This is a genomic window from Massilia aurea (genome assembly GCF_040790145.1).
Taxonomy (GTDB): Bacteria; Pseudomonadota; Gammaproteobacteria; order Burkholderiales; family Burkholderiaceae_D; genus Telluria; species Telluria aurea_C.
The window spans coordinates 857243-881801 of sequence record NZ_JBFMMP010000001.1; the positions used below are offsets into that span (position 1 = coordinate 857243).

Below are 24559 nucleotides of genomic sequence, written 5' to 3' on the forward strand. Positions count from 1 at the left end.
TTTTTGCCTCAGCGTCGAATTAATTGAACTGCTTCAGGAAGCGCAGGTCGCCTTCGTAGAACAGGCGCAGGTCGCTGATTCCGTAACGCAGCATCGTCAGGCGCTCGAGGCCGGAGCCGAACGCGAAGCCGATGAATTTTTCCGGGTCGAGCCCGAAGTTGCGCACCACCGTCGGATGCACCTGGCCGGCGCCCGAGACTTCGAGCCAGCGGCCCTTGAGCGGCCCCGAGCCGAAGGCGATATCGATCTCGGCCGACGGTTCGGTGAACGGGAAGTACGATGGACGGAAGCGTACCTGCAGGTCGTCGGTCTCGAAGAAGGCCTGGACGAAGTTCAGGTACACGCCCTTGAGGTCGGCAAAGCTGATGTTCTCGCCGATCCACAGGCCTTCGACCTGGTGGAACATCGGCGAATGGGTCGCGTCGCTGTCGACACGGTAGGTGCGGCCCGGTGCGATCACCTTGATGGGCGGCGTGTGCGTGCGCGCGTAGCGCACCTGCATCGGGCTCGTGTGCGTGCGCAGCAGCAGCGGCTTGCCGGTGGAGTCGTTGCCGTCGATATAGAAGGTATCTTGCATCGAGCGCGCCGGGTGGTTCTCGGGGCTGTTCAGTGCGGTGAAATTGGTCCAGTCGTTTTCGATCTCGGGGCCGTCGGCCACGTCGAAACCGATCGAGCGGAAGATCTGCTCGACCCGCTCCCAGGTGCGCATCACCGGGTGGATGCCGCCCTTCGAGCGGCCACGGCCCGGCAGGGTCACGTCGATGGCTTCCATCGACAGGCGCGCCTGCAGCTGCGCCTCGGCGAGTGCATCGCGGCGCGCGGTCAATGCCTGTTCGATTTGTTCTTTGGCGGCATTGATGAGGGCGCCCTGCGCCTTGCGCGCATCGGGATCGAGCTTGCCCAACCCCTTCATCAGGTCGGTCACCTGGCCGGTCTTGCCCAGGTACTTGGCTTTCGCATTTTCAAGCGCGGCGGCGTCCGGCGCCCCCGCGAAGTCGGCCCGGGCCGCGACGACGAGTTGTTCCAAGTTCATGCTTGTTCTTTTCCTGTTTTTCGTTGGCGGGAGGCGCCAGAATCAAAAACGGGGCACAGGTGTGAACCTTGCCCCGCTTCTTTGTGCGCCACACCCAGCGATGGGCGCGGCACCATTTTGCTCAGCAGCTTAACTTGTATTAAGCAGCCAGCTTGGCCTTGACGGCGCTGACAATCGCGGCGAAAGCCGGCTTGTCATGCACAGCCATGTCGGCCAGGACTTTACGGTCCAGTTCAATCGCGGACTTCTTCAGGCCGTTCATGAACACGCTGTAGGTCATGCCGTGCGAACGCGATGCCGCGTTGATACGGGTGATCCACAGTGCGCGGAAGACGCGCTTCTTGTTGCGACGATCGCGGTATGCGTATTGGCCAGCGCGCATGACTGCTTGCTTGGCAACACGATATACCTTGCTGCGACGACCGCGGTAGCCTTTGGCAAGGTCAAGAACCTTCTTGTGACGGGCACGTGCTGTAACCCCACGTTTAACTCTAGGCATAGTAGCTCCTTAGTGTGAGATTAAGCAGATGGCATCATACGCAGAACGCTGGTCACGTCCGACGCATTGATGTTACGGGTGCCGCGCAGCTGGCGCTTGTTCTTGGTGGTCTTCTTGGTCAGGATGTGACGCTTGAACGCCATACCCGATTTCACAGTACCGCCCGGACGCACGCGAAAACGTTTCTTCGCGCTGCTTTTGGTTTTCATTTTTGGCATAGTCATCTGTCCTCGCGGACAGCCTCATATGTAACAGGATTGCAGGTGGCAGCGACGCTGCTCTTAGATGCCTACTTTCACTTGTTTTGCAGCAGAAGCTAAGTCTGCTACAACCTGCTTGTCGCAAACAGGAATCGAAGATTGTAGCACAGCTTATGTGCGCTGGGATAGTAGAGGGCAATAAAGGGGGCTGACCGAGACACTGAAACCGCGCAGCTCGCATGACCCGACACGCGCCAACGTCGCACCCGCGCAGGCGGGTGCCCAAGTTTGCGTGCACGGCGCTTGTTTCGCGCGAGCACGGAGCTGCGCTGACCGTCACCGTAGGCGCAGAACTTGGGTTCCCGCCTGCGCGGGAACGACGACTCGGCGTGCAGGAGCTCAGGCGAGCGCAGGCATCATACGTGTACACGCAACTCGTACAGACGCAACAAAACCGGGCCGCGCCGCAGCATTTTCAGCTGCGCCGCGAACCCGGCTCTGCACTTCCTCAGCGAAGAATTACTTCTTCTTCCTCGGCGCGACCACCATGATCATCTGGCGACCTTCGAGTTTCGGGAACTGCTCCACCTGACCGACTGCATCGAGATCCGTGCGCAGACGCTCGAGCACGCGCATACCGATATCCTGGTGGGCCATTTCACGGCCGCGGAAACGCAGCGTGATCTTGGCTTTGTCGCCTTCTTCCAGGAACTTGATAAGGTTACGCAACTTGATGTTGTAGTCACCGTCATCGGTACCCGGGCGGAATTTGACTTCCTTGACCTGGATGATCTTTTGCTTGAGCTTGGCTTCGTGCGCTTTCTTTTGCTCCGAATACTTGAATTTGCCGTAGTCCATCAGGCGGCAGACCGGCGGGACCGCGTTCGGCGCGATCTCGACCAGGTCGACATTCAATTCTTCGGCCATACGGAACGCGTCGGCCAGAGAAACGATGCCCAAAGGCTCGTTCTCTACACCGTTCAAACGCATTTCGGGATGGGTGATCTCGCCATTGATGCGATTATTCTTGTCAGTAGCTATGTTGTTTCCTTTGAACGTATTGAAATTTGGCCGGCGTTACTTCGTCTTGGCGGCGACTTCGCCCACCAGACGTTCCACGAGTGCATCGACGGACATCACGCCCAGATCGACATTGCCTCGGGCTCGCACAGCCACGGTGTTCGCGTCCTTTTCTTTATCCCCAACAACGAGGATGTACGGCAGTTTTTGGACGGAATGTTCTCGTATTTTATAGGTGATCTTCTCGTTGCGCAAATCCGCGTGAACGCGCAGGCCTGCCGCGCGCAGCTTGGCTTCGACTTCTTTCACGTAATCGCCCTGTGCATCCGAGATGTTCAGCACCGCCACCTGCATCGGCGCCAGCCAGAGCGGCAGCGCGCCCGCGTAGTTTTCGATCAGGATGCCGATGAAACGTTCCATCGAACCGACGATTGCACGGTGCAGCATCACCGGCACGCGGCGGGTGTTGTCTTCTGCCACATACTCGGAGCCAAGACGGCCCGGCATCGAGAAGTCGACCTGCACGGTGCCCACTTGCCATGGACGGCCGAGGCTATCTTTCAGGTGATATTCGATCTTCGGACCATAGAAAGCACCCTCACCCGGCAATTCAGTCCAGCTCACGCCGCAAGCGCGCAGCGCCGAGCGCAGCGATTCTTCCGCCTGATCCCACACCTCGTCGGAGCCGATGCGGTTGTCCGGACGCAGCGCCAGCTTGACGTCGATATTGGTAAAGCCGAAGTCGTCATACACAGCCATGGCCTGGGCGTGGAACGACGTCACTTCGCGCTCGACCTGCTCTTCGGTACAGAAAATATGGCCATCATCCTGGGTAAAGCCGCGCACGCGCATCAGGCCGTGCAGCGCGCCGGACGGCTCGTTGCGGTGGCACTGGCCGAATTCGCCGAAGCGCAGCGGCAGGTCGCGGTACGAGCGCATGCCCGAGTTGTAGATCTGCACGTGGCCCGGGCAATTCATTGGCTTGAGCGCGTACGACCGGTTTTCCGACTCGGTCGTAAACATATTGTCGCGGTAGTTTTCCCAGTGACCGGTCTTTTCCCACAGGGTGCGGTCGAGAATCTGCGGCGCCTTGACTTCGCTGTAGCCGGCCACCTGGTACTTGTGGCGCATGTATTGCTCGACTTGCTGCCAGATGGTCCAGCCCTTCGGATGCCAGAACACGAGGCCCGGCGCTTCTTCCTGGAAGTGGAACAGGTCCAGCGACTTGCCGAGTTTGCGGTGGTCGCGCTTTTCGGCTTCTTCCAGCATGTGCAGATATTGCTCCTGGTCTTCCTTCTTGGTCCAGGCGGTACCGTACACGCGCTGCAGCATCTCGTTCTTCGAGTCGCCGCGCCAGTAGGCACCGGCCAGCTTCATCAGCTTGAAGACTTTCAATTTGCCGCTCGATGGCACGTGCGGGCCGCGGCACAGGTCGGTGAAGCTGCCTTCGCTGTACAGCGAGACGTCTTCACCGGCCGGGATCGAGGCGATGATTTCTGCCTTGTAGTGCTCGCCGATCGAGGTGAAATAGGCCACGGCTTCGTCGCGCGGCAGCACCTTGCGGGTGACCGGCTCATCCTTCTTGGCCAGCTCGGTCATCTTCTTTTCGATGGCGGTCAGGTCGTCCGGGGTGAATGGGCGCTTGTACGAGAAGTCGTAATAAAAGCCGTTTTCGATGACCGGGCCGATGGTGACCTGCGCATCCGGAAACAATTCCTTGACGGCGTGCGCCAGCAGGTGGGCGGTCGAGTGACGGATCACGTCGAGACCTTCCGGGTCGCGGTCGGTGACGATCGCCAGGTCGGCATCGGCTTCGATCAAGTATGAGGTGTCAACGACCTTGCCATTGACCTTGCCGGCCAGCGCGGCCTTGCCCAGGCTTGGGGCAATGCTCTGCGCTACCTGGAACACCGTCATGGGACCGTCAAACTGGCGGCTGGAACCATCGGGAAGTCGGACGTTCAACATGCTGTACTCCAATCGTGGCGCCGCGCGCCGTTAAATAACAAGAATCAAGGATAGTAAAATCTGGACGAAAAAAAACGCGGGCTAGCCGCGTTTTCTTCTTTGTGTCGAGCAAAAGAACACCACACCGCGCCTAGCGATTCCCCCACAACCAGGTTGTAGTTCGCGGTGTCATAACCGTCAGTGCCTTTCTCGCTCTTACATATGTTCTGGTGGGCGGTGCAGAATTCGAATCTGCGACCCCTTGGATGTCGACCAAGTATTCTAACCAGCTGAACTAACCGCCCGATGCCGCCATTATAGGGATCCGATGCCCGAACCGCAACCCTCACACAAAATTTATTGCTGACCAGCCCACCCTGCTGCGCCGGCGCGAATGATTTACACTGGTGCCCCGTCCCGATATTGATTGCATGGCGATGACGTACAAGCCGCTCGACCCTTCCCACCTGCACGCCCACCTTGATGGTGACGCGCGCCATTCGCACTCGATCGAAGCGCGTAGCCAGAAGGCGCTCGCCGTTGCGCTTGGACTCACGCTGCTGTTCGCGCTGGTCGAGGTGATCACCGGCTTCGTGTCCAACTCACTGGCGCTGATCTCGGACGCCGGCCACATGGTCACCGATGCCGCCGCGCTCGGCCTGGCCCTGCTCGCGCAACTCATCGCCAAGCGCCCGCCATCGGCACGCCACTCGTTCGGCTTCGTGCGCGCCGAGGCGCTGGCCGCCTTCGTCAATTGCCTGGTGATGCTGGCCCTGGTGACCTGGATCGCCTGGGAAGCCATCCAGCGCCTGCTGCATCCCGAGCCCGTGCAAGGCGGCATCGTGCTGGTGGTTGCCGCACTGGGCGCCTCGATCAATCTCCTGGTCGCGTATATCCTGTCGCGCAACAATGACAGCATCAACACGCGCGCCGCGCTGGTCAATGTGATGGGCGACTTGCTCGGCTCGCTTGCCGCGATTGCCGCCGGCGGCATCATCTACGTGACCGACTGGGTCCAGGCCGACCCCATCCTGTCGATCTTCGTCGCCCTCTTGATCCTGCGCTCGACCAGCGGCATCCTGCGCGAGTCGTATCACTTCTTGATGGAAGGCGTGCCGCACGAAATCGACTTCGTCCGCGTCGGCGCCGACATGGCCGCCATCGACGGCGTGCTGGCCGTGCACGACATGCACGTGTGGGACATGTCGCCCGGTCACCCGGCCCTGATCGGCCACATCGAGATCCGCAGCCTGGAACAGTGGCCCGCCGTACTGGAAGCCGTGCGCGCGATGCTGCGCGCGCGCCACGGGATCGACCACGTGACGCTGCAGCCTGAAGCCGCCGGCGGCAAATCGCTGTGACACCAAGCGTGGCAATCGACCGGAAACCATCTGTGTAAGCACAGGCCCACCCACGCCAGGCATGCGCGCCGATAGCCCCGCCCTTCGATCGGCCGCATAATGGTTGGATGGACCTTACACCGAACGTATTCGATACCCTCATCATCGGCGGCGGGCCAGGCGGCCTGACCGCCGCCATCTACCTGCGCCGGTTCACGCGCAACGTCGTTATCATCGACAAGGGCAATAGTCGCCTGGCCTGGATTCCCGTCTCGCACAATTACCCCGGCTTCCCCGACGGTATCAACGGCAAGTTGCTGCTCGACCAGTTGCGCTGCCAGCTCGGCAAATATGGCGGCCACGTGACACCCGGCGAGGTGAGCAAGCTGCGCATCGAGGATGGCCTGTTCATCGCCGACTGCACCGGGCCGGACGGTGACGTCACCGAACTGCGCGCCCATACGGTGCTGCTGGCCACCGGCGTGGCCGACGCCGGCATGCCGGTCGAACGCTGGGAAGATGCCGTGGCCTCCGGCGCGGTGCGCCTGTGCCCCGTGTGCGATGGCTTCGACGTGATGGACAAGCGCATCGCGGTAGCCACGTCCGAGGTCAATCCGGTCGGGCATGCACTCTTCATGCGCAGCTTCAGCCGTGACGTGCTGCTGTTCGAGCGGGCCGATGCGTCGGCGGTCGACGACGACCAGCATGCGCAGCTGAAAGCGGCCAACGTGCGCCATATCGCCTCACCGCTGGCCGGCGTCACCCTGACCGATGACCTGAAACCGGTGCTGCACACGCGCGATGGCGAAGCCTACGAATGCGATGTGTTCTACCCGATGCTGGGCGAAAGCGCGCGCTCGGGCCTGGCCGCGAACCTGGGCGCCAAGACGGTCGAATGCGACAAGCTGACGGTCGACGCGCATTGCCGCACGTCGGTGCCGGGACTGTATGCAATCGGCGACGTCACACGTGGCTTGAACCAGATCGCAGTGGCGGCGGGCCAGGCGGCGATTGCCGCGACCGATATCCACAACACGCTGCCTTGGGCGCTGCGCTAGGCGCTGCCGGCGGCCGCCCGTGTTAGTTTTTTGGTTCGGCAGCTGGCTGTTGTTGAAACCGGTCGCCGTCCGGATCGAGGTCACGATGCTCGCGCACGATCGGAAGCTGCAGATTGAACCAGATGTCACCGTACATGGCGCCCAGCGTGCGCAGGTACGGCAAACGCTCGTCTTCCGGCAGTGTTCGCAGTAGCGGATCTGCCTCGCTCAGCACGGCGCCGGCGCGCGTGTAGATGGCCATCAGTTGTCGTGCGGTGTCGTGATCCATGTCTGCTTGCTTGACGAGAGTGTTGTAGGGGAGCGCGCCCGCACCTAAGGGGTAGTCAACAATTTTCTGCGTCGCTCGATCGCGTTCAGCGCCGCCGTATCGCCAGCCGCCTCGGCGCGTTGCGCCTGCACGCCCAGCCACGTCAGCAGCGGCCGGCGCCAGCCCTGGTTCGACGCCGTGTCCACCGCCAGCGCGACCCCGGCCGGCGCGATGCGGCCCGCCTTGAACAAGGCACCGGCCGCGACCAGCCGCGATAGCGGATCGGCGATCTTCTCCAGAGCGCCGCCGGCCACGATCGCGCGATGCTGCTCCGGCAGCAGCGCCGCATCGAGACCATCCCACTGCCCTGCCAGATACGCGGCGTAGGCGCGCTGCGCCGGCGTGGCGTCCGGGGACAGCGCCGCATATCCCGGGCAATCCTCGAACACCAGGCTGGCCGCTTGCGCCGCGCAGCGCACCAGTTCAACCTGGGCCACGTGGTCCGCGCGGCCGGTGGCGGCCGTCTCGGCGCGCGCCTCGCGGAATTCGGCGTTCGACGCGGCCGTGTGGCCTTTCAGGTAATCGTCGACAGACGCGTCGAGCGCGCCCTTGGCATTGGCTTGCCAGTCGGGCGGCAATGGTTTGCTGACGCAACCGGCCAACACCGCAGCCATCAAGAAAGGAATACACTTCATGGCAGCTTGATCTCCGGATTGGTCCGCGTGAATGGCCACTTGCGGTTGATTTCCTCGACCAGGCGATTCACCTTGCGCAAGCTGGCGTCGACGTCGCCGCGCAAGGCGCTCAGGTCTTCGGTCGCTTCGCGCGTGTTGGCGCCGACGGCTTGCGCCTCGACCAGCACCGCGTCGACTTTCTTGAGTGTCTCGCTGGCGTCCTTGAGCACGACGTCGAGCTGGCGCACCGCCGTTTGCGCGTCGTCCATCACGCCGGCCTTGCCGAACACGCGCTGGTCTGCCTTCGCCAGGATCAGGTTGACCCGGTCGAGCGCCTCCATCAGCTTTTTCGCTTCTTCGTCGCCGCCCAGCGCGCCACCGAGCACGCCGTAGCGGCCCGACATGCGGCCCGTAACCGCCGACAGGTTCGACAGGCTGGCGTTCACGTCCGAGCCGGACGACGTCATCGTTTCGAGATTTTCCAGCAGCGAGCGGGCGGTGGCCACGATGCGCGGGATTTCGGCGGTGGCGTCACCGCGCAGCACGGTGCGGGTCGAGTCGGCCGGCAGCGGCGCGTCGGTCAGCACCCCGGTGTAGGCGCGCAGGCGCGTCTCGCCGACGATGCTCGACTCCAGCGTGAACACGCTCGAGGCGCGCAGCCACCTGGCGTCCTTGCTCTGGACGTCGACCAGGATGTTCACCTTGCCGGTATCGGCCAGCTCCACCTGGCGCACGCGCCCGATCGGAAAGCCGGCGAACGTCATGTCCATGCCGGGCATGACGCCGGTGGAGTCGTCGGCCACGAGCGTGAGGCGCTGGGTCGGCTCGAACACGCCGCGCGCGTACATCACATAGAACACGAAGCCGCAGATCATCACCCCCAGCAGCACGAGGAGAATCACGGCCTTGGCCTCGACGTGCCTCGGCTCGTCGGGAAGGGTGGTGTCAGGAATCGGTTCCGTCATGAATGGTGGGTCCTGTAGTTCAGATGTATTTCAGTGCGAGCGAGCCGGCTTCGATCACGATCAGCACGAACAGCAGACGCAGCGCGCCCGGTTGCACGGTGGAAGCCAGGCGGCGCGGATAACGCTGCAGCTCGAGAATGGCGGCAGTCGGAATCAGGGCCACGGCCAGCCCGAACAGCACGGTCTTGAGCACGAACCCGGCCGTCACGGTGGGCGAAAACACGCGGCCGACGGTGCGGGTGTAATCGCCCAGCCCCCACGGCGAGACGCCATACACGTTCAGGTAAGCCAGCAGCAGCACGACGATCGACGTGACCAGCGCCAGGCTCAGGACCGCCACCGCGTTGGCGAACAGCTGCGGCACCAGGTCGCTGCGCATGCGGCGCAGCGCTGCCTCGCCCGCGGCGCGCGCAGGCAGGCCGGCATGCGCCAGGCCCAGGGCCGACGCGTCGAAGGCCATGCTGGCACGCAGCGCGACGAACAGCGCCGCGCACAGGGGAATCAGTTCGAGCACCAGCACCCGCACCACCATCTCGAGCGCGAGGCCCGACAAGCCGTAACTCTTGGCCGTGACCAGCACGATGCGGATGATGACCAGGCTGACGAGGCACGAGGCCAGCGTGAACCAGGGCAGCACTTGCCAGGTGCTGGCGTGGATGTGACGCGCGGTGGCGTGGAAACGCTCGCGCTTCCAGGTGGACGGCGAGAACGCCAGCACGATGGCGACCGCGCCCAGGTGGATCATGTACCACCAGCTGCGCAGGTAGCGCGCCAGGTGGGCGAACCAGAGTTCGGGGTGGGCGGTGGACGGGAGCGAGCGCGGCATGGGTGGAATGATACTTGGTCGGGTACGGCTTTCGGAGGTTCGTGACAAATGATTACGGTTGGGGTGGGCAGAGGACTTGGGCTCCAGCCTTCGCTGGAACCCAAGTACGCCCGCACACCACCAACGCCAAACCTACTGTCGCTTCGCCTCCATCACCCCACCCACCTCCATGATCGCCGCCAGCGCTTTCTGCGCCTGCGCGGTCGACCCGATCTCCGCCGTGAACACCATGCGCGCCTGGCCCTTCGTGCTTTGCGTGTTCACCCCGATCACATTGATTTTCTCGCGCGAGAACACTTCGGAGATATCGCGCAGCAGTCCCTGGCGATCCTGCGCCAGGATGAACAGGTCGATCGGGTACACCGTCTCGGTCCCGGCTGAACCCCATTCGGTCTGGATCACCCGTTCCGGCGATTTGGCCTGCATCTCGGCGAAGTTCTTGCACGTGAACCGGTGGATCGACACGCCCTTGCCGCGCGTGACGAAGCCGATGATCGGGTCTGGCGGCGCCGGCTTGCAGCACTTGGCCAGCAGGGTCATGAGACCCTCGGTGCCCAGCACCAGCACGCCCGACTTGGCGCCCTGCTCCACGCTCGAGGCGCGGCTCTTGTTGTCGAACTTCGGCTCTTCCACCACCGGCGGTTCGTCGCCATCGTGCAGCGCCGCTTCCACGTGGCGCAGGCTGAACTTGTCCTTGCCCACTTCGATGAACAGTTCGTCCACCTTGGCAAAGCCCAGCTTTTGCGCCAGCGCCTCGAGGTTGACGGCCGTCTTGCCTTCGCGCTGGAGCGATTTCTCGACCAGCGCCCGGCCATGGGCCAGCGTTTCGGCCTGGTCGAGCGCGTGGAACCAGGCGCGGATCTTCGAGCGCGTGCGGCTGCTGGCCGCGTAACCGGGGCTGAGCCAGTCGCGCGACGGCCCCTGGTTACCGCTCGACCCCTTGGCCGTGATGATCTCGCAGGTCTGGCCATTCTTGAGCTGCGTATTCAATGGCACCATCACGCCATCGATGCGCGCGCCGCGGCAGCGGTGGCCGACGTCGCTGTGCAGGTGGTAGGCGAAGTCGATCGGTGTGGCGCCCACCGGCAGCTCGAGCACCCGCGCCTGCGGGGTCAGCACGAAGATGCGGTCATCGAGCGTGGTGGCCTTGAGCTTTTCGACCCATTCGCGCTGCAGTTCCTCCTGGCCCGAGACGGCGTCGGACACGTCGGTTTTCCAGGCCAGCAGCTGGCGCAGCCAGGCGATCTTTTCGTCGTACTGCTGGCTCTTGAAGTTCGAACCGCCTTCTTCTTTGTAGCGCCAGTGCGCGGCGATGCCGTATTCGGCGAAGCTGTGCATGTCCTGGGTGCGGATCTGCACCTCGAGCGGGCGGCCATCTTCGGCCATCACCACCGTATGCAGGGACCGGTAGCCGTTCGGCTTGGGCCGCGAGATGTAGTCGTCGAACTCTTTCGGCACCGGCGTCCAGATATTGTGGATCACGCCCAGCACCGTGTAGCAGGTCTTGATGTCGGGGACAATCACGCGGAAGGCCCGGACATCATAGAGCTCGGTGAAATCGAGCTCTTTGCCGCGCATCTTGCTCCAGATGCTGTAGATGTGCTTTGGGCGGCCCGACACTTCGGCCGGAATCGCCGCCGCCGCCAGCTCGCTTTGCAGGCGCTCGATCGACGAGGCGACAAAGCTCTCGCGCGACATGCGCTTTTCTTCGAGCATCTTGGCGATGCGCTTGTAGGTATCGGGCTCGATGAAGCGAAACGCCAGGTCTTCGAGTTCCCACTTCAGTTGCCAGATCCCGAGCCGGTTGGCCAGCGGCGCATAGAAGTCGAGCACTTCGCGGCCATAGGCGCGGGTGACATCGTCGAACCGCTTGTGCTCGGCGAAGTAGCGCAGAGTGGCCGCGCACGAGGCCAGGCGCATCAAGACCACGCGCATGTCGGTGGCCATCGCCAGCAGCATCTTGCGCAGCGTTTCGTTTTGCGCCGCGGCCTGCTGCGCCGCGTTCTTGCCGCTGCCCACCGGCGCCTGGCCGGCGGTCAGGTCGCGCAGGCGGATCAGCTGGTGCACGCCCTGCACCAGCGCGACGACGCCCGGGCCAAAGCGTTCTTCGAGCTCGGTGAACACGGCCGGATCCATCAGCGCCAGCTCGAACACCAGGCCGGCGATGCGGGTTTCGGCATCGGTATTGAGGTACGCGAGCGTGCCGGCCGCGCCGAGCGAGAACTCGAACGCGCTCTGGCCCGAGCCAGCCAGGCGCGTGCCATACGCACCGAACGCGTATTCGAGCGCGCCATGGACGCGCTGGCAGTCAAAGGCGCTCAGGCCCTGCACCAGGCCGGTCTTGGCGTCGCCTAACAGGGCTGTGGAGACCATGCGCTTAGCGCAGCGCGGCGGTGACGCACACCTCGACCAGGCAGGCCGGGTTGGCCAGTCGGGCTTCGACGGTGGCGCGCGGCGGCGTGTGGCCCTGGGCGACCCACTCGTCCCACACCACGTTCATGCCGGGGAAGTTGGCCATGTCGGAAATGAAGATATTGCACGACAAGATGCACGACTTGTCGCTGCCCGCTTCGCCCAGCAAACGGTCGACGTGGCCGAGCACTTCGCGCATCTGGCCGTCGATGCCCTGGGTGGTGTCTTCGGCGATCTGGCCGGCCAGGTAGACGGTGTCGTTGTGGATCGCTACTTCGGACAGTCGTTTGCCTACGTGCAGTCGTTTGATTTCCATGATGTCTTTCTGTTCGATAGTGAATGATTCGGGCGGGATCGTCATGATCCGACGCCGGTTAAAAATTCGCGGGCGAGCGCGATCTGGTCGGCATGCACGAAGGTCGGCGCATGGCCTACCCCGGCAAGTTCGACCAGGCGCGGCCGCGGCCCGCGTGTGGTCATTTGCTGCGCCGTGGCGTGCGAGAGCAGATCGGAATGCTCGCCGCGCACCAGCAGCGTGGGGCATGTGATCGCATCCCAGGCCGCCCACAGCGCCGCTTCGTCCTCGGCTGCGCGTTCCACGGTGATGGCGCGAAACGGCAGCGCCAGGTTCAGGTCGTAGTGGCGTTCCCACTGCCCGTCGTCGCCCTGGCGCAGCACGTCGCGGGCCAGCTTGTTCCACTCGTCGGCCGAGTGCGGCCCGAACGAGGCGGACACATCCTTGACGAATTGCTCGCCGGCGGCAAAGCTGGGAAAGCGCACGTCCTGGCCGATATAGTCGCCGATGCGCTGCAGCGCCGCGCCATCGAGTACCGGCCCGATATCGTTGATCACCAGCCGGCGTATCGGCGTGCCCTCGAGTGCGGCCAGCGCCATGCCGATCAGGCCGCCCATCGACGTGCCGAACCAGGCGACATCCTCGCCGGCCGAGCCGGCGGTGACGCGCGCGATCAGCGTCACCATGTCGGCCACGTACTGCGGCACCGTGTAGTAGGCCGGATCGCGCAGGCGATCGGAGCGCCCGCGGCCCACGATATCGGGACACACCACGCGGTAGGTGTCGCACAGCGCCTGCGCCAGGTGATCGAAGTCGGCCCCCACGCGGGTAACGCCGTGCACGCACAGGAGCACCCTCGGGTTGTCCGCGTCGCCCCATTCCTTGTAGGCGACACGGTGCAGCCCGGCGGGCGACGTGCACTGGACGCTCTTTAATCTGGGTTCAACCATGGGGCTCCGTGACAGGAAGATAATGGAAGGCAAACGGTCGCTTTCGCGTCGCGGCGGCGTTACGATTAGAATTCTACCAATTCTGAGGAAGTTTCCCCGATATGCTCGCCAACGAGCACTCACCAACGAGCACTCACCAATGAGGACACAATGACATCGACCATGCTAGACGGTAAAACAGCGCTCGTCACCGGATCGACCTCGGGCATCGGCCTGGGCATCGCACGCTGCCTGGCCGAACAGGGCGCCAATATCATGTTCAACGGCTTCGGCGACGCCCAGCAAATCGAAAAACTGTACACCGATATCGGCGCCGAGTTCGGCGTGCAGACCGCGTACCATAACGCCGACATGTCCAAGCCGGACGAGATCGCCGCGCTGATGGCCTACGCGACCGACAAGTTCGGCGGCGTCGACATCCTGGTCAACAACGCAGGAATCCAGCACGTGGCGCCGCTCGAGACGTTCCCGCCAGAGCGCTGGGACGCCATCATCGCCATCAACCTCAGTTCGGCTTTCCACACGACACGCCTGGCCCTGCCCGGCATGAAGCAAAAGGGCTGGGGCCGCATCATCAACCTGGCCTCGGTGCACGGCCTGGTGGGCTCGAGCGAAAAATCGGCCTATGTCGCCGCCAAGCATGGCCTGGTGGGCCTGACCAAGGTGACCGCGCTCGAGACGGCGCAGACGGGCGTGACCTGCAATGCGATCTGCCCCGGCTTCGTGCTCACGCCGCTGGTGCAGAAGCAGGTGGACGACCGCGCCGCGCGCGAAGGCATCGACAACGACGCCGCGCGCAAGGCGCTGCTGCTCGAAAAACAACCGTCCGGCGAATTCGTCACCCCCGACGAACTGGGCGCGCTGGCGGTGTTCTTTTGCAGCCCGGCAGCCAACCAGGTGCGCGGCGTCGCCTGGAATATGGATGGCGGCTGGGCCGCGCAGTAACAATCCAGCACTGACGGCCGGGTGCACTGCCCGATCGCGCACACTCCGGGTGCGCGATTTTCCACACTGCCCTGTTGCAGTGCAGCATGCGGATTTCCACAATAGCCCACATACCTATATTGCTCCAACATGGAACAACCACCAACCTCGTTGAAGAGTTGCCATGAAGAAGCCGTTTTATAAAATCCTGTACGTCCAGGTGCTGATCGCCATTGTCCTTGGCGTGTTGCTGGGTGTGTTCTACCCTGAACTGGGCACCGCGATGAAGCCTTTGGGAGACGGCTTCATCAAATTGATCAAGATGATCATCGCCCCCGTGATCTTCTGTACCGTCGTTGCCGGTATCGCCGGCATGCAGGACATGAAGAAGATCGGCCGCGTCGGCGGCAAGGCGCTGCTGTACTTCGAAGTCGTCTCGACCTTCGCCCTGGCCATCGGCCTGGTCGTGGCCAACGTCGCCAAACCGGGCGCCGGCTTCAACGTCGATCCGGCCCACCTCGATTCGAGCTCGATTGCGCAATACACCACCAATGCGCATGCCCAGACCACGACCGAGTTCATCATGCACATCATCCCGACCACGTTCGTGGATGCGTTCGCTACCGGTAATATCCTGCAAGTGCTGCTGGTCGCGATCCTGTTCGGTTTCGCGCTGTCGATGATGGGCGAGCGCGGCCGGCCGGTGACCAAGTTCATCGACGACATCTCGCACGTGATCTTCGGCATCGTCAACATCATCATGAAGGTCGCCCCACTGGGCGCGTTCGGCGCGATGGCGTTCACGATCGGCAAATACGGCATCGCCTCGCTGCTGCCGCTGGCCAAGCTGATGGGCTCGTTCTACCTGACCTGCGCGCTGTTCATTTTTGTCGTGCTCGGCCTGATCGCCAAATTCACCGGCTTCTCGATCTTCAAGTTCATCCGGTACATCAAGGAAGAACTGCTGATCGTACTGGGCACGTCGTCGTCGGAAAGCGCCCTGCCCAACCTGATGCGCAAACTGGAAAAGCTGGGCTGCTCCAAGCCAGTGGTCGGCCTCGTGGTCCCGACCGGCTACTCGTTCAACCTCGACGGCACCAATATCTACATGACGATGGCGGCCCTGTTCGTGGCGCAAGCAACCAACACTGACCTGACGCTGACCCAGGAACTGACCATCCTGCTGGTGGCGATGCTGACCTCGAAAGGCGCATCGGGCATCACCGGCGCCGGCTTCATCACGCTGGCCGCGACGCTGGCCGTGGTGCCGACGATTCCGGTGGCCGGCATGGCGCTGATCCTCGGCATCGACCGCTTCATGAGCGAAGCGCGCGCCCTGACCAACTTCATCGGCAACGGTGTGGCGACGGTCGTCGTGTCGAAGTGGGAAAATGAGCTCGATGCCAAACGGATGGACGATGTCCTCAATGGGCGCGAGATCGTTGAAGACCAGAACAGCATGAAAGCCGTGCGCGAAGCGGCATAATCGGTTCGCATACACCGATCGAACAAGCCGCGCCCCTGGGCGCGGCTTTTTTTTGGCGCAGTCAGCGTTATCTGTTGGTCCTGCCGACTGCGATGCCAAACAATTGTTCTGCGGATTTGACCCGGCCGCCATCGAGCGCCCAGCGCCAGCCGAGGTAGTTGGGCAAGTAGCGTGACGCCACGCCGCGAAAACCCAGCAACCAGGTCTTGAAGCGCTGGTGATAGCTGTTGACGTTCTGAACGTGGATGGCGAGATTGTCCCGGCGCCTGACCCGCACGCCTGCGCGCAGATTGACCGCCTCATGCGCGATCTTGTGCTTGCGCGAAAAGGCGCGGTAGGCGGCATTGCCGTCGCTCACCAGCAGTGCCTGCCGATCCAGCTTGGGCAGCAGGTCGCGCTCGAGCTGCGCGGCCGTCAGTGCGCCCCGGCCGGCAACCGCATCGATGGTGTTGCCATGACGGTCGCGCGCCACCAGGATGCAGTCGAGTTCACCCGAGATGCCGCGCTTGCCGGCATGCCCGCCACGCCGGCGCGCTGGCCGGTCGAGCTTGCGCGAGCCTTTCTGCGATTCAAGAAGAAATGTTTCGTCAGCCTCGACGATGCCGTTCAGCGAGGGCGGACGGTCGAACTTGACCCAGTTCAGGAAGCGGTGGCGCCAGCGGAACGCCGTGTTGCGATGCACGCCGATCCGGTCGGCCGCCTTGCGCACGGCCAGCGAATCGAGCAGCGCCTGCGAATACTCGAGCCACTTGCCCTTGAGCCTGAGCCGCGCCAGCGGCGTGCCGCTCAGGTCATTGAACGTGCGCCCGCAGGCGCAGCAGCGAAAGCGCTGCAGGTCGTTGGCGACGCCGTGGCGGTGACAGTGCGCGCCGCCACAACTGGGGCAGCAGCGAGCAGGCGCCCGGACCCGGTCGATCAGGGCGACCACCTGGTCGAGGCCGGTTGCCGGATGCAGGGCGTCGAGAACCTGCCGGCGCTGCGGCCCGTTCAGCAATGGCAGCCTGGCAAGCAAGCTTTTGAAACGAGGCGTTTTCATGGTGGACTCCTGCTGGTGGCGGCAGGGGTTGGACCACGGGGCTGCTCATCGGTTCAGGGCTGGCCTCTATTTAACGTTGACTGCGCCCTTTTTTTTGGCCCTTGACGCCGGCCGCTCCATGCCTCTGGTATATTCGACTATTCCGACTGATCACCGGTTTTGCCGGTTTTGCCAACGATGCTGATTGCTGCCACTCCTGACAACGAAGCCGAGCGCCTGGCTGCCTTGCACGCGCTGCTGATTCTCGACACACCGGCCGAAGCGCGGTTCGACAAGATCGTCGCCTTTGCCGCCGCCGAATTCGACGTGCCGGTGGTGATCATCACGCTCATCGACAGCCAGCGCCAATGGTTCAAGGCACGCGTGGGCACCGAGGTCTGCGAAACCGGGCGCGACGTGTCGTTCTGCTCGCACGCGATCCTGCAGCCAGCCATCTTCGTGGTCAACGACACGCATCGCGACCCGCGCTTTGCCGACAATCCGCTCGTGACCGACGGACCCTTGATCCGCTTCTACGCCGGGGCGCCGCTCATCATGCCGTCCGGCCTGTGCCTGGGCACGCTGTGCCTCATCGACCGCCGGCCACGCGAACTCGGTGCGATGGAACTGGGCATCCTGGGCACGCTGCGTGACCTGGTGGTCATGGAACTTGGCACTACCAGCGAGGTCATCAATGCCTGATACAACCATGCACATTCTCCTGGTCGAACCAGAACCGATGCTACGCCGCACGATCGCCATGACCGCGCGCAGTCTCGGCCTGGGTCAGGTTCACGAAGCGGCAACCAGCGCTGCCGCACTGCGCCTGCTGAGCGTGCGACGATTCCAGGGCGCCGTCATCGCCGTCGAGTGCGTGGGTAGCGGCAAGGACAGCCGCTATGATCTGGGCCTGATCGATCGCCTGCGCGCCGAAGCAGCCGCTGCCGAACAGGCCCTGTCGATTGCAATCATGACTGAAACGGCCACGCCCGAACTGCTGAGCGACCTGCGCGAGCGCCAGATCAGCCGGGTGATCCTCAAGCCATTTCGCGCCAAGGTGGTACTTGAAACCATCGAGAAGATCTGCAGCTCGCGAAAGGCCTGAACGCCGGTCTCGGCAATCGGCCCAGCGGCTGAAACGCAATTCGTAGTAGACAACTCAATCTAGACAAGATAATCTAGAATTATCTTGAATGCACGAGGTTGTCATGCCGCTTATCCCCGACGCACCGAAACCCACGCCCGCCGAGCTCGACTTGCTGCAAGTGCTGTGGCCGCTTGGCGCCGCCACCGCCAAGCAGGTGCATGAGGCGATGCTGCCGCAGCGGCCCGATGTGACTTATTCCACCGTGCTGCGCCTGATGCAGGTAATGCACACCAAAGGCTTGCTCGGCCGCGACGAGAGCGAACGCTCGCATGTCTACACCCCGATCCACGAACGCGATGCGCTGCAGGGCAATCTGCTGAACGACCTGATGCAGCGGGCGTTCTCCGGCTCGGCCAAGGCGCTGGTGCTGGCGGCGCTCAAGAGCGGCATCTCGAAGAAGGAACGGGCCGAGATCGAACAACTCCTCAAGGACGAGGCCGGCAAATGACGGCCGCCCATCTCGTCGCCAGCATCGGCTGGACGCTCGTCGAATTCATCTGGCAGGGCGCGCTGATCGGCTGCGCCGTGGCGCTGGCCATGAGCCTGCTGCGCAATGCACGCGCCGAGCACCGGTACGCAGTGGCCTGCGCCGGGCTGGTGCTATGCCTGGTCTGGCCGGCGCTTGAACTGGCGGCGCGCCTGGCGGGACCGCCCGATCTTGCCGCCCAATCGGCGGCGATCTTCGCGGGTGGCCTGGTCGCCGGTCCGCTCGACGAGGGCTGGCGCGCGGTACTCGAGCGCAGCCTGGGCTGGATCGTGGTCACGTGGGGCGTGTGCGCCGTCGTGCTCGCCCTGCGCATGATCGCGGGCTTGCTGTGGCTGCAACGAGCGGCAGCGGTCGAGGGCCGCGACCCGGTCTGGCAAGCCAGGCTCGACAGGATGGCACTGGATATCGGCATCGCCCGCAAGGTGCGGCTGCGCATCGTCGCGCAGCTGACCAGCCCGGTCACCTTCGGCTGTTGGCGCCCGGTGGTGCTGGTGCCGGCGTCGCTCGTGTCCGGCATGCCGCTGCACTTGCTGGAGGCGCTGCTGGCGCATGAACTGGCCCATATCCGGCGTCACGATTACCTCGTCAACCTGCTCCAGAACGTGGTCGAGGCACTGTTGTTTTATCACCCGGCAATCTGGTGGATCTCGGGACGCATCCGCGCCGAACGGGAACTGGTTGCCGACACCATCGCAGCAAGACAACTGGGCGAACCGCGGCGCCTGGCTCTTGCGCTATCCGAACTGGAACGCATCCAGTTTTCAACCCAGCATCTGGCCCAGGCGGCCAATGGAGGCAATCTCATGCAACGCATCAAACAACTCGTTCGTCCCGACACGCAGGCGCTGAACTGGAAAGCCGCGGTTCCGGTCCTCGGCCTGGCCCTGGCGGCACTGGCCGGCTGCACCAGCACGACGCCGGTCAATCCGTTCGCCGCCATGCCCGATAACGAGACAACCAAGCCGATCGCCAGGTTCAACACGTGCGCACGACCGGTGTATCCGGCAGAGGCGCTGGCAAGCAAGATTGAAGGTACGGTCACGATGGGGATGCTGGTGAAGGCCGATGGCAAGGTACGAGAAGCCATCGTGCGCCAGTCCAGCGGCAATGCGTCGCTCGATGAGACGGCGCGCGCCGCCATCGCCAAGTGCAGCTTCCAGCCGGGCACCGTGAATGGCGCGCCGAAGGAGCAATGGACCGAGGTGCAGTACGTCTGGACCGTGGGCTAAGGACACATGATGCGCTACTCGACACGCACATCCATCGTCGCACTGAGTTTGGCGTACGCACTTGCCGGCTGCGCGCAGACGACGCCCGTGCCGAAAAATTTCACGGTCGTGCCAGCTGAAAAAGGCGGCGTCGATGCCCCGTCGTGCGACCGGCCGGTCTATCCGCCACAGGCAATGGCCAACAAGATCGAAGGCACATCCACCATCGGCTTTTTGATCGACACGGACGGCAAGGTCGTCGCTACACGGCTGTATACATCGAGCGGTGACGCATCGCTCGACGAAGCGGCACGCAGCGGTCTTGCCAAGTGCAAGTTCAAGCCAGCGATGGCCAATGGCAAAGCCGTGCGGGCATGGATCCCGATCCAGTATGTCTGGACGCTCAAGTAAGGGACGCAGTGCGCTGACAATAACAAAGGGCGCCGACATCCGGCGCCCTTTGTCCGTTGGCCATTACGCCGACTACACGGCCGAGGTATCGAGTTCGCAGCCTGTCGCGGCGACGATTTCAGCCACGCCGACGCCGGGCGCCAGCTCGACCAGCTTCAAGCCGGTATCGCTCACATCGATAACACCGAGGTCGGTGATGATGCGATCGACGACGCCGACACCCGTCAGCGGCAGATCGCATTTTTTCAGGATCTTGTGGCTGGTCGAACCATCCTTGGCGGTGGCGACATGTTCCATCACCACGACCACGCGCTTGACGCCGGCCACCAGGTCCATTGCGCCGCCCATGCCCTTGACCATTTTCCCTGGAATCATCCAGTTGGCCAGGTCGCCCTCTTCCGACACCTGCATCGCGCCCAGGATCGCCAGATTGATCTTGCCGCCACGGATCATGCCGAACGAATCGGCCGAGCTGAAATAGGCCGAGCCCGGCAACGCCGTCACGGTCTGCTTGCCGGCGTTGATCAGGTCGGCGTCCACCGCGTCGTCGGTCGGGAACGGGCCGATGCCGAGCAAGCCGTTTTCGGATTGCAGCGAGACCTCGATATCCTTCGGCACATAGTTCGCCACCAGGGTTGGCAGGCCAATGCCGAGGTTCACGTAAAAGCCGTCTTGCAGCTCCTGCGCCGCGCGCGCGGCCATTTCATCACGAGTCCATGCCATGTTGTTGTCTCCGGTTCTGTGGGTCAGGTGCGCACGGTGCGCTGTTCGATGCGCTTCTCGGGCGACGGGTTGTGGACGATGCGATGCACGAAGATGCCGGGCGTGTGCACATGATCGGGATCGATCTCGCCGACCTCGACCAGCTGTTCGACTTCCACGATGCAGACCTTGCCGGCCGTGGCCACGTTCGGATTGAAATTGCGGGCCGTCTTGCGAAACACGAGGTTACCGGCGCGGTCGGCCATGTACGCCTTGACCAGCGAGACATCCGGGAACAGCGCATGCTCCATCACATAATACTCGCCATTGAATTCGCGCGTTTCCTTGCCCTCGGCCACGATGGTGCCGTAGCCGGTCTTGGTGAAAAAGGCCGGGATGCCGGCGCCGCCGGCGCGCAGCTTCTCGGCCAGCGTACCTTGCGGCGTGAATTCGAGTTCGAGTTCGCCAGCCAGGAACTGGCGCGCGAACTCCTTGTTCTCGCCCACGTACGACGAAATCATTTTCTTGATCTGGCGTGTCTCGAGCAACTGGCCCAGCCCGAAGCCATCGACGCCGGCATTGTTGGAAATGGCGGTGAGGTCCCGGGCGCCCGAATCGCGCAGTGCGGCGATCAGGGCTTCCGGAATCCCGCACAGGCCAAACCCGCCCACCGCGATGGTCTGGCCGTCTTGCACGACGCCCTGGAGTGCCGACCGCGCGTCTGGATAAATTTTATTCATACCTGTCCCTTTTATAAGTTGAGATCCTCGCTCAGCATAGAATACCGGCAGCCCGCACACAATACCGTAGAACTACCGCCGCGATGACCCAGGCCGAGACCATTGATTACGAGATGATTTTCCAGCACGCGCCAGTGGGCATGTGCATCTCGCGCGACCGCGTGATCGAGGCCTGCAATGGCGCGCTGGCATCAATGTTCGGGTACACCGCAGGCCATCTGCATGGCCGCTCGTTCGCCGTGCTGTATCCGACGATGGACGAGTTCCTGCGCACGGGCGACCGCATCATCCCCATCATGAATGCCAGGGGCCGCTACTCGGACGAGCGCATCATGCGCCGCGCCAACGGCGAACTGTTCTGGTGTCACGTGACCGGCCGCGCCTTGAGCCCATCGGCGCCGTTGGGCGCGGGCGTATGGACGTTTGAAGATGTCAGCGAAAAGCGGCCCGTGTCGGCGCACCTGACGCCGCGCGAACGCGAGATCGCGGCGCTGCTGGTCGAAGGCAAGACCAGCAAAGTCATCGCGCGCGAAACCGGTCTCAGTCCGCGCACCGTGGAAATGCACCGGGCCAGTTTGATGCGCAAGTTCGCGGCGTCGACCGCGGTGGAGCTGGTGCACAAGCTGGTGGGTGCAGGCTAAGCATCGGCCCGCGTGGCGTAATCGTTACCAGAAGCAAAGTTAACGAACAATAAACTTGCCATATTGCAATATCCGCTGATAGACTTTTGGTACCCAATTACAAGAGGAAAGCGGATGTCCACCTTGAACAAATTCAGTCAGATTGCTGTCGTATTAGTCACCACCGCACTGATGTCGCAGGCGGCATATGCCGCATCGATGAGCAATGCCGATGTCCTCAAATTGCTCGCGGCCGGCATGCCCGAAGAAGTGGTGCTCGAGGCTATTGAAAACAGCACCGGCCGATTCGATACGTCGGCCAATGCGCTGATTGCACTGAAAGCCAAAGGCGCCACGCCGAATGTGCTCAAGGCGATGCTGCAGGCTGGCAAGCCTCGCACGGCAGCAGCAGCGAGCACCAAGGCCGACAGCAAAAACGCCACCACGTACAACCCCGAAGAAATCACCCTGGTGCTCGACGGCCAATCAAGCGCCATGCAATACATCATTCCGCAGCAGCGTACCGCAGCGCGCGCGCTCGGTTTCGGCGGCATGGCGACGTACGCGGCATTGAGTGGCGAAAAAGCGGTACGCCGCCTGGCGGGCAAGCCTGAGTTCATCGTGTCGGTACCGCGCAATGCACAGGCTGCGAATTATCTGACGCTGGCCAACTTTGCCGTTCGCAAGAATGGCACGCGCGAAGTCATGACCGGTGGTGGTTACATGAGCTATTCGAGCGGCATCAACAAGAGCCGGGTGGTACCGATCGTGACCGAAGCGCTGCCCGATCAATCGGCAGCCCGCGAAGGCTTCATCCTGCATAAAATCACGCCGGTCGACGCCATGGCGCCGGGAGAATATGCACTGGTGCTGTACACCGGTGAAATTCGTTCATCGGGGTTCTTCGCGCAGAGCACGAACAGCTTCTACGACTTCGGCGTCGACTGATTAAATTGCTGGTGGGCCAGAATCGAAGGGCACAATATATCTCGGTGATGCACGTCAAATGTCATCCAGGCTCACCAGCATTAACTCAGGCTCAAAGGCCAGCGGCGTGGCACAAGCTAGCACGCCTACTAGTCCTAAAACTTCAAGCGGATAGTCGGCCGAGCTGGTTTGACCGAGCTTGAAGTGTGCTTCGTAAGTGCACCAGGTACGATAGAAACGCAAGCGTTGTTCGTAACCGCTAGAATCCTTGAGAAACTCAAGATCTGTTGGCGTAAATGCATGCTCAGCCATTGGCAGGACCTCACGCTCTTCATCAATTCTTTCAATATCAAGTCCAACCTTGCTGACAGTGCTAACGGCACATCCTACCCATTGCCCGCTATGGGAGATGCTAAAATTAACATGCAAGATTGTGGGAAAATCAAGTGCTGGGCCCTGACCAGAACGCTCGATCAAGGAAATCTGCACAGGTGTCATACTAAAAATTTCAGCCAGCGTTCGTCTGAGCAATGCACGGCCAGCGAGAAATTGTCGTCGCCGCTCATCTCTGACGAAGGCTTTTAATCGCTTCTTTTCAGAATTTCCGAGCCACGAGGCGAATTTACCCGCGACTGCATCCGTCATTTTTGATACATCGGTCAATAGCAACAATGTTTCAGGGTTTGGCATACTCAGTCGGAGTAAGAATTTATTAGCGCACAACTTTTGCTGATAGATGCGCGCTCACTTAAAACCAGCTATCACTTTATATGTGATCTCCGTATTAGTCGCATTGATCACTTCAATTCGAGCACCTTTGTAGCCCAATACCATCGACTCATTTAGGTCGTATGCAACGTCGTTACTGAATGCTGGACGGGCTATATTATTTACGAACTCGCGATAGCTTAACGTAACTCGGCTACCTATACGGCCACTGTACAATAAGGTCTGCTGGTTACTTGAAGGAGCGTAGAAGGTCTTTGTGCCGATCTCATAGTCCGCTAGGACGCAATTTTCGCGACCTACACAAACCAACTTTGTTTTCGCATCTTTATTGAACAAAAATAGCTTGCCATTTTTTACTGGCTTTCCGACACGGCTCATTTGCACTGGAGCAAATGCTCGATACTCGGCATTACTAGTCAAATGTGGAAAGGTGCCAGCAAAAACCGTAATATCTCCAATAACAATATTTTTTGAAAGAATTAACGTATTGCCAGTGGCGCCAATTCCCTGCTCCAGCATCTGCTCCCCAATTCCGATAGTTGTAGTTATTCCGACTGCAGGTAGCGTAATGGATGAGTATGTTGGAGAAATGGGCTTAGTTTTGCACCCAGCAAAGGCGAGAGCCATCGCCAGTAAAACGAAATTTTTCATCTTTTCTCTCATTTACTTAAATCTACTAATTTTTTTTAACCACCCG

General features: G+C 62.1%; 28 protein-coding genes and 1 tRNA gene. 11 read left to right on the forward strand and 18 right to left on the reverse strand.

Annotated elements, in window-relative coordinates; all coding sequences use genetic code 11:
- Window positions 1-19: 19 nt before the first annotated feature.
- The 6 genes from pheS to AB2N08_RS03585 all read right to left on the reverse strand — a co-directional run bounded on the left by pheS (window position 20) and on the right by AB2N08_RS03585 (window position 5004).
- On the reverse strand, window positions 20-1033 hold the full coding sequence (gene pheS / locus AB2N08_RS03560; protein ID WP_367609231.1) for a phenylalanine--tRNA ligase subunit alpha: 1014 nt from the start codon (window positions 1031-1033) through the stop codon (window positions 20-22).
- 139 nt (window positions 1034-1172) lie between these two features.
- A complete protein-coding gene (rplT, locus tag AB2N08_RS03565; RefSeq protein WP_183553077.1) occupies window positions 1173-1532 on the reverse strand; it encodes a 50S ribosomal protein L20 in 360 nt (119 codons plus the stop codon).
- A 20-nt stretch (window positions 1533-1552) separates the two neighbouring features.
- On the reverse strand, window positions 1553-1750 hold the full coding sequence (gene rpmI / locus AB2N08_RS03570; protein WP_057262756.1) for a 50S ribosomal protein L35: 198 nt from the start codon (window positions 1748-1750) through the stop codon (window positions 1553-1555).
- Window positions 1751-2251: 501 nt separating this feature from the next.
- Window positions 2252-2773 carry a translation initiation factor IF-3 gene (gene infC / locus AB2N08_RS03575; RefSeq protein ID WP_183553737.1) on the reverse strand — a complete coding sequence of 174 codons (522 nt, stop codon included), beginning with the start codon at window positions 2771-2773 and terminating at the stop codon, window positions 2252-2254.
- Between the two features lie 36 nt (window positions 2774-2809).
- The gene (thrS, locus tag AB2N08_RS03580; protein WP_367609232.1) at window positions 2810-4720 is read right to left on the reverse strand and encodes a threonine--tRNA ligase; all 1911 of its coding nucleotides are present in this window, start codon (window positions 4718-4720) and stop codon (window positions 2810-2812) included.
- Between the two features lie 207 nt (window positions 4721-4927).
- Window positions 4928-5004 (reverse strand) — tRNA-Val (locus AB2N08_RS03585).
- A gap of 132 nt (window positions 5005-5136) precedes the next feature.
- On the opposite strand from AB2N08_RS03585, the gene AB2N08_RS03590 reads away from it, so the two are divergent.
- Together AB2N08_RS03590 and AB2N08_RS03595 are read left to right on the forward strand one after the other, a co-directional pair.
- Window positions 5137-6060, forward strand: coding sequence for a cation diffusion facilitator family transporter (locus AB2N08_RS03590; RefSeq protein WP_367609439.1), 924 nt, complete (start codon window positions 5137-5139; stop codon window positions 6058-6060).
- A 107-nt stretch (window positions 6061-6167) separates the two neighbouring features.
- A complete protein-coding gene (locus AB2N08_RS03595) occupies window positions 6168-7097 on the forward strand; it encodes an NAD(P)/FAD-dependent oxidoreductase (protein WP_367609233.1) in 930 nt (309 codons plus the stop codon).
- Between the two features lie 22 nt (window positions 7098-7119).
- Here AB2N08_RS03595 and AB2N08_RS03600 read toward each other — a convergent pair whose 3' ends face one another.
- The 7 genes from AB2N08_RS03600 to AB2N08_RS03630 form a co-directional block, all read right to left on the reverse strand.
- On the reverse strand, window positions 7120-7365 hold the full coding sequence (locus AB2N08_RS03600; RefSeq protein ID WP_367609234.1) for a hypothetical protein: 246 nt from the start codon (window positions 7363-7365) through the stop codon (window positions 7120-7122).
- Window positions 7366-7409: 44 nt separating this feature from the next.
- Window positions 7410-8039 (reverse strand): hypothetical protein, encoded by a 630-nt coding sequence (locus AB2N08_RS03605; protein ID WP_367609235.1) that lies wholly within the window; start codon window positions 8037-8039, stop codon window positions 7410-7412.
- The gene (locus AB2N08_RS03610) at window positions 8036-8983 is read right to left on the reverse strand and encodes an MlaD family protein (protein WP_367609237.1); all 948 of its coding nucleotides are present in this window, start codon (window positions 8981-8983) and stop codon (window positions 8036-8038) included. The genes AB2N08_RS03605 and AB2N08_RS03610 overlap by 4 nt, the downstream gene beginning before the upstream one ends.
- A 19-nt stretch (window positions 8984-9002) precedes the next feature.
- Window positions 9003-9809: an MlaE family ABC transporter permease gene (locus AB2N08_RS03615; RefSeq protein WP_367609238.1), complete on the reverse strand. Its 807-nt coding sequence runs from the start codon at window positions 9807-9809 to the stop codon at window positions 9003-9005.
- A 132-nt stretch (window positions 9810-9941) separates the two neighbouring features.
- On the reverse strand, window positions 9942-12182 hold the full coding sequence (locus AB2N08_RS03620) for a RelA/SpoT family protein (protein ID WP_367609239.1): 2241 nt from the start codon (window positions 12180-12182) through the stop codon (window positions 9942-9944).
- Window positions 12183-12186: 4 nt separating this feature from the next.
- Window positions 12187-12537 (reverse strand): RidA family protein, encoded by a 351-nt coding sequence (locus AB2N08_RS03625; protein ID WP_367609240.1) that lies wholly within the window; start codon window positions 12535-12537, stop codon window positions 12187-12189.
- 41 nt (window positions 12538-12578) lie between these two features.
- On the reverse strand, window positions 12579-13466 hold the full coding sequence (locus AB2N08_RS03630; RefSeq protein WP_367609241.1) for an alpha/beta fold hydrolase: 888 nt from the start codon (window positions 13464-13466) through the stop codon (window positions 12579-12581).
- 162 nt (window positions 13467-13628) lie between these two features.
- Between AB2N08_RS03630 and AB2N08_RS03635 the strand changes: the two genes are divergently transcribed.
- Window positions 13629-14411, forward strand: a complete 783-nt coding sequence (locus tag AB2N08_RS03635) for a 3-hydroxybutyrate dehydrogenase (protein ID WP_367609242.1) — start codon at window positions 13629-13631, stop codon at window positions 14409-14411.
- A gap of 163 nt (window positions 14412-14574) precedes the next feature.
- Window positions 14575-15876: a dicarboxylate/amino acid:cation symporter gene (locus tag AB2N08_RS03640; protein WP_370662389.1), complete on the forward strand. Its 1302-nt coding sequence runs from the start codon at window positions 14575-14577 to the stop codon at window positions 15874-15876.
- Between the two features lie 67 nt (window positions 15877-15943).
- Here the strand turns inward: AB2N08_RS03640 and AB2N08_RS03645 are convergent, their stop codons facing one another.
- Complete coding sequence (locus tag AB2N08_RS03645; RefSeq protein WP_367609243.1) at window positions 15944-16912, reverse strand: IS1595 family transposase; 969 nt, start codon at window positions 16910-16912, stop codon at window positions 15944-15946.
- A gap of 177 nt (window positions 16913-17089) precedes the next feature.
- Here AB2N08_RS03645 and AB2N08_RS03650 point away from each other — a divergent pair, with 177 nt between their 5' ends.
- The 5 genes from AB2N08_RS03650 (at window position 17090) to AB2N08_RS03670 (ending at window position 20144) form a co-directional block, all read left to right on the forward strand.
- Complete coding sequence (locus AB2N08_RS03650; RefSeq protein ID WP_367609244.1) at window positions 17090-17593, forward strand: GAF domain-containing protein; 504 nt, start codon at window positions 17090-17092, stop codon at window positions 17591-17593.
- A 7-nt stretch (window positions 17594-17600) separates the two neighbouring features.
- Window positions 17601-17996, forward strand: coding sequence for a response regulator (locus AB2N08_RS03655; RefSeq protein ID WP_367609245.1), 396 nt, complete (start codon window positions 17601-17603; stop codon window positions 17994-17996).
- Window positions 17997-18099: 103 nt separating this feature from the next.
- Complete coding sequence (locus AB2N08_RS03660; protein ID WP_367609246.1) at window positions 18100-18486, forward strand: BlaI/MecI/CopY family transcriptional regulator; 387 nt, start codon at window positions 18100-18102, stop codon at window positions 18484-18486.
- A complete protein-coding gene (locus tag AB2N08_RS03665; RefSeq protein WP_367609247.1) occupies window positions 18483-19754 on the forward strand; it encodes a M56 family metallopeptidase in 1272 nt (423 codons plus the stop codon). Before AB2N08_RS03660 ends, AB2N08_RS03665 begins: the two co-directional genes overlap by 4 nt.
- A 9-nt stretch (window positions 19755-19763) precedes the next feature.
- On the forward strand, window positions 19764-20144 hold the full coding sequence (locus AB2N08_RS03670) for an energy transducer TonB (protein WP_367609248.1): 381 nt from the start codon (window positions 19764-19766) through the stop codon (window positions 20142-20144).
- Window positions 20145-20216: 72 nt separating this feature from the next.
- On the opposite strand, the gene AB2N08_RS03675 is transcribed toward AB2N08_RS03670, so the two are convergent.
- Together AB2N08_RS03675 and AB2N08_RS03680 are read right to left on the reverse strand one after the other, a co-directional pair.
- On the reverse strand, window positions 20217-20867 hold the full coding sequence (locus AB2N08_RS03675) for a 3-oxoacid CoA-transferase subunit B (protein WP_367609249.1): 651 nt from the start codon (window positions 20865-20867) through the stop codon (window positions 20217-20219).
- Between the two features lie 23 nt (window positions 20868-20890).
- On the reverse strand, window positions 20891-21586 hold the full coding sequence (locus tag AB2N08_RS03680; protein ID WP_367609250.1) for a CoA transferase subunit A: 696 nt from the start codon (window positions 21584-21586) through the stop codon (window positions 20891-20893).
- An 83-nt stretch (window positions 21587-21669) separates the two neighbouring features.
- On the opposite strand from AB2N08_RS03680, the gene AB2N08_RS03685 reads away from it, so the two are divergent.
- Together AB2N08_RS03685 and AB2N08_RS03690 are read left to right on the forward strand one after the other, a co-directional pair.
- Window positions 21670-22227, forward strand: a complete 558-nt coding sequence (locus AB2N08_RS03685) for a LuxR C-terminal-related transcriptional regulator (RefSeq protein ID WP_367609251.1) — start codon at window positions 21670-21672, stop codon at window positions 22225-22227.
- A gap of 63 nt (window positions 22228-22290) precedes the next feature.
- A complete protein-coding gene (locus AB2N08_RS03690) occupies window positions 22291-23154 on the forward strand; it encodes a hypothetical protein (protein WP_367609252.1) in 864 nt (287 codons plus the stop codon).
- 54 nt (window positions 23155-23208) lie between these two features.
- Here AB2N08_RS03690 and AB2N08_RS03695 read toward each other — a convergent pair whose 3' ends face one another.
- Both AB2N08_RS03695 and AB2N08_RS03700 read right to left on the reverse strand, forming a co-directional pair.
- Window positions 23209-23823, reverse strand: coding sequence for a 4'-phosphopantetheinyl transferase family protein (locus tag AB2N08_RS03695; RefSeq protein ID WP_367609253.1), 615 nt, complete (start codon window positions 23821-23823; stop codon window positions 23209-23211).
- 54 nt (window positions 23824-23877) lie between these two features.
- Window positions 23878-24513 carry a hypothetical protein gene (locus tag AB2N08_RS03700; RefSeq protein WP_367609254.1) on the reverse strand — a complete coding sequence of 212 codons (636 nt, stop codon included), beginning with the start codon at window positions 24511-24513 and terminating at the stop codon, window positions 23878-23880.
- Window positions 24514-24559: the final 46 nt, after the last annotated feature.

Bases quoted from the DNA above. Each gene is read 5' to 3' on its own strand.
- AB2N08_RS03605 (WP_367609235.1), bottom strand. From the start codon at position 8,039: ATGAAGTGTATTCCTTTCTTGATGGCTGCGGTGTTGGCCGGTTGCGTC.
- AB2N08_RS03655 (WP_367609245.1), top strand. From the start codon at position 17,601: ATGCACATTCTCCTGGTCGAACCAGAACCGATGCTACGCCGCACGATC.
- AB2N08_RS03595 (WP_367609233.1), top strand. From the start codon at position 6,168: ATGGACCTTACACCGAACGTATTCGATACCCTCATCATCGGCGGCGGG.
- AB2N08_RS03620 (WP_367609239.1), bottom strand. From the start codon at position 12,182: ATGGTCTCCACAGCCCTGTTAGGCGACGCCAAGACCGGCCTGGTGCAG.
- AB2N08_RS03625 (WP_367609240.1), bottom strand. From the start codon at position 12,537: ATGGAAATCAAACGACTGCACGTAGGCAAACGACTGTCCGAAGTAGCG.
- AB2N08_RS03630 (WP_367609241.1), bottom strand. From the start codon at position 13,466: ATGGTTGAACCCAGATTAAAGAGCGTCCAGTGCACGTCGCCCGCCGGG.
- AB2N08_RS03645 (WP_367609243.1), bottom strand. From the start codon at position 16,912: ATGAAAACGCCTCGTTTCAAAAGCTTGCTTGCCAGGCTGCCATTGCTG.
- AB2N08_RS03700 (WP_367609254.1), bottom strand. From the start codon at position 24,513: ATGAAAAATTTCGTTTTACTGGCGATGGCTCTCGCCTTTGCTGGGTGC.
- AB2N08_RS03695 (WP_367609253.1), bottom strand. From the start codon at position 23,823: ATGCCAAACCCTGAAACATTGTTGCTATTGACCGATGTATCAAAAATG.
- AB2N08_RS03680 (WP_367609250.1), bottom strand. From the start codon at position 21,586: ATGAATAAAATTTATCCAGACGCGCGGTCGGCACTCCAGGGCGTCGTG.
- AB2N08_RS03610 (WP_367609237.1), bottom strand. From the start codon at position 8,983: ATGACGGAACCGATTCCTGACACCACCCTTCCCGACGAGCCGAGGCAC.
- rplT (WP_183553077.1), bottom strand. From the start codon at position 1,532: ATGCCTAGAGTTAAACGTGGGGTTACAGCACGTGCCCGTCACAAGAAG.
- pheS (WP_367609231.1), bottom strand. From the start codon at position 1,033: ATGAACTTGGAACAACTCGTCGTCGCGGCCCGGGCCGACTTCGCGGGG.
- AB2N08_RS03615 (WP_367609238.1), bottom strand. From the start codon at position 9,809: ATGCCGCGCTCGCTCCCGTCCACCGCCCACCCCGAACTCTGGTTCGCC.
- AB2N08_RS03670 (WP_367609248.1), top strand. From the start codon at position 19,764: ATGCGCTACTCGACACGCACATCCATCGTCGCACTGAGTTTGGCGTAC.
- AB2N08_RS03665 (WP_367609247.1), top strand. From the start codon at position 18,483: ATGACGGCCGCCCATCTCGTCGCCAGCATCGGCTGGACGCTCGTCGAA.
- AB2N08_RS03640 (WP_370662389.1), top strand. From the start codon at position 14,575: ATGAAGAAGCCGTTTTATAAAATCCTGTACGTCCAGGTGCTGATCGCC.
- AB2N08_RS03650 (WP_367609244.1), top strand. From the start codon at position 17,090: ATGCTGATTGCTGCCACTCCTGACAACGAAGCCGAGCGCCTGGCTGCC.
- thrS (WP_367609232.1), bottom strand. From the start codon at position 4,720: ATGTTGAACGTCCGACTTCCCGATGGTTCCAGCCGCCAGTTTGACGGT.
- AB2N08_RS03675 (WP_367609249.1), bottom strand. From the start codon at position 20,867: ATGGCATGGACTCGTGATGAAATGGCCGCGCGCGCGGCGCAGGAGCTG.
- AB2N08_RS03635 (WP_367609242.1), top strand. From the start codon at position 13,629: ATGCTAGACGGTAAAACAGCGCTCGTCACCGGATCGACCTCGGGCATC.
- AB2N08_RS03660 (WP_367609246.1), top strand. From the start codon at position 18,100: ATGCCGCTTATCCCCGACGCACCGAAACCCACGCCCGCCGAGCTCGAC.
- AB2N08_RS03600 (WP_367609234.1), bottom strand. From the start codon at position 7,365: ATGGATCACGACACCGCACGACAACTGATGGCCATCTACACGCGCGCC.
- AB2N08_RS03685 (WP_367609251.1), top strand. From the start codon at position 21,670: ATGACCCAGGCCGAGACCATTGATTACGAGATGATTTTCCAGCACGCG.
- rpmI (WP_057262756.1), bottom strand. From the start codon at position 1,750: ATGCCAAAAATGAAAACCAAAAGCAGCGCGAAGAAACGTTTTCGCGTG.
- AB2N08_RS03590 (WP_367609439.1), top strand. From the start codon at position 5,137: ATGACGTACAAGCCGCTCGACCCTTCCCACCTGCACGCCCACCTTGAT.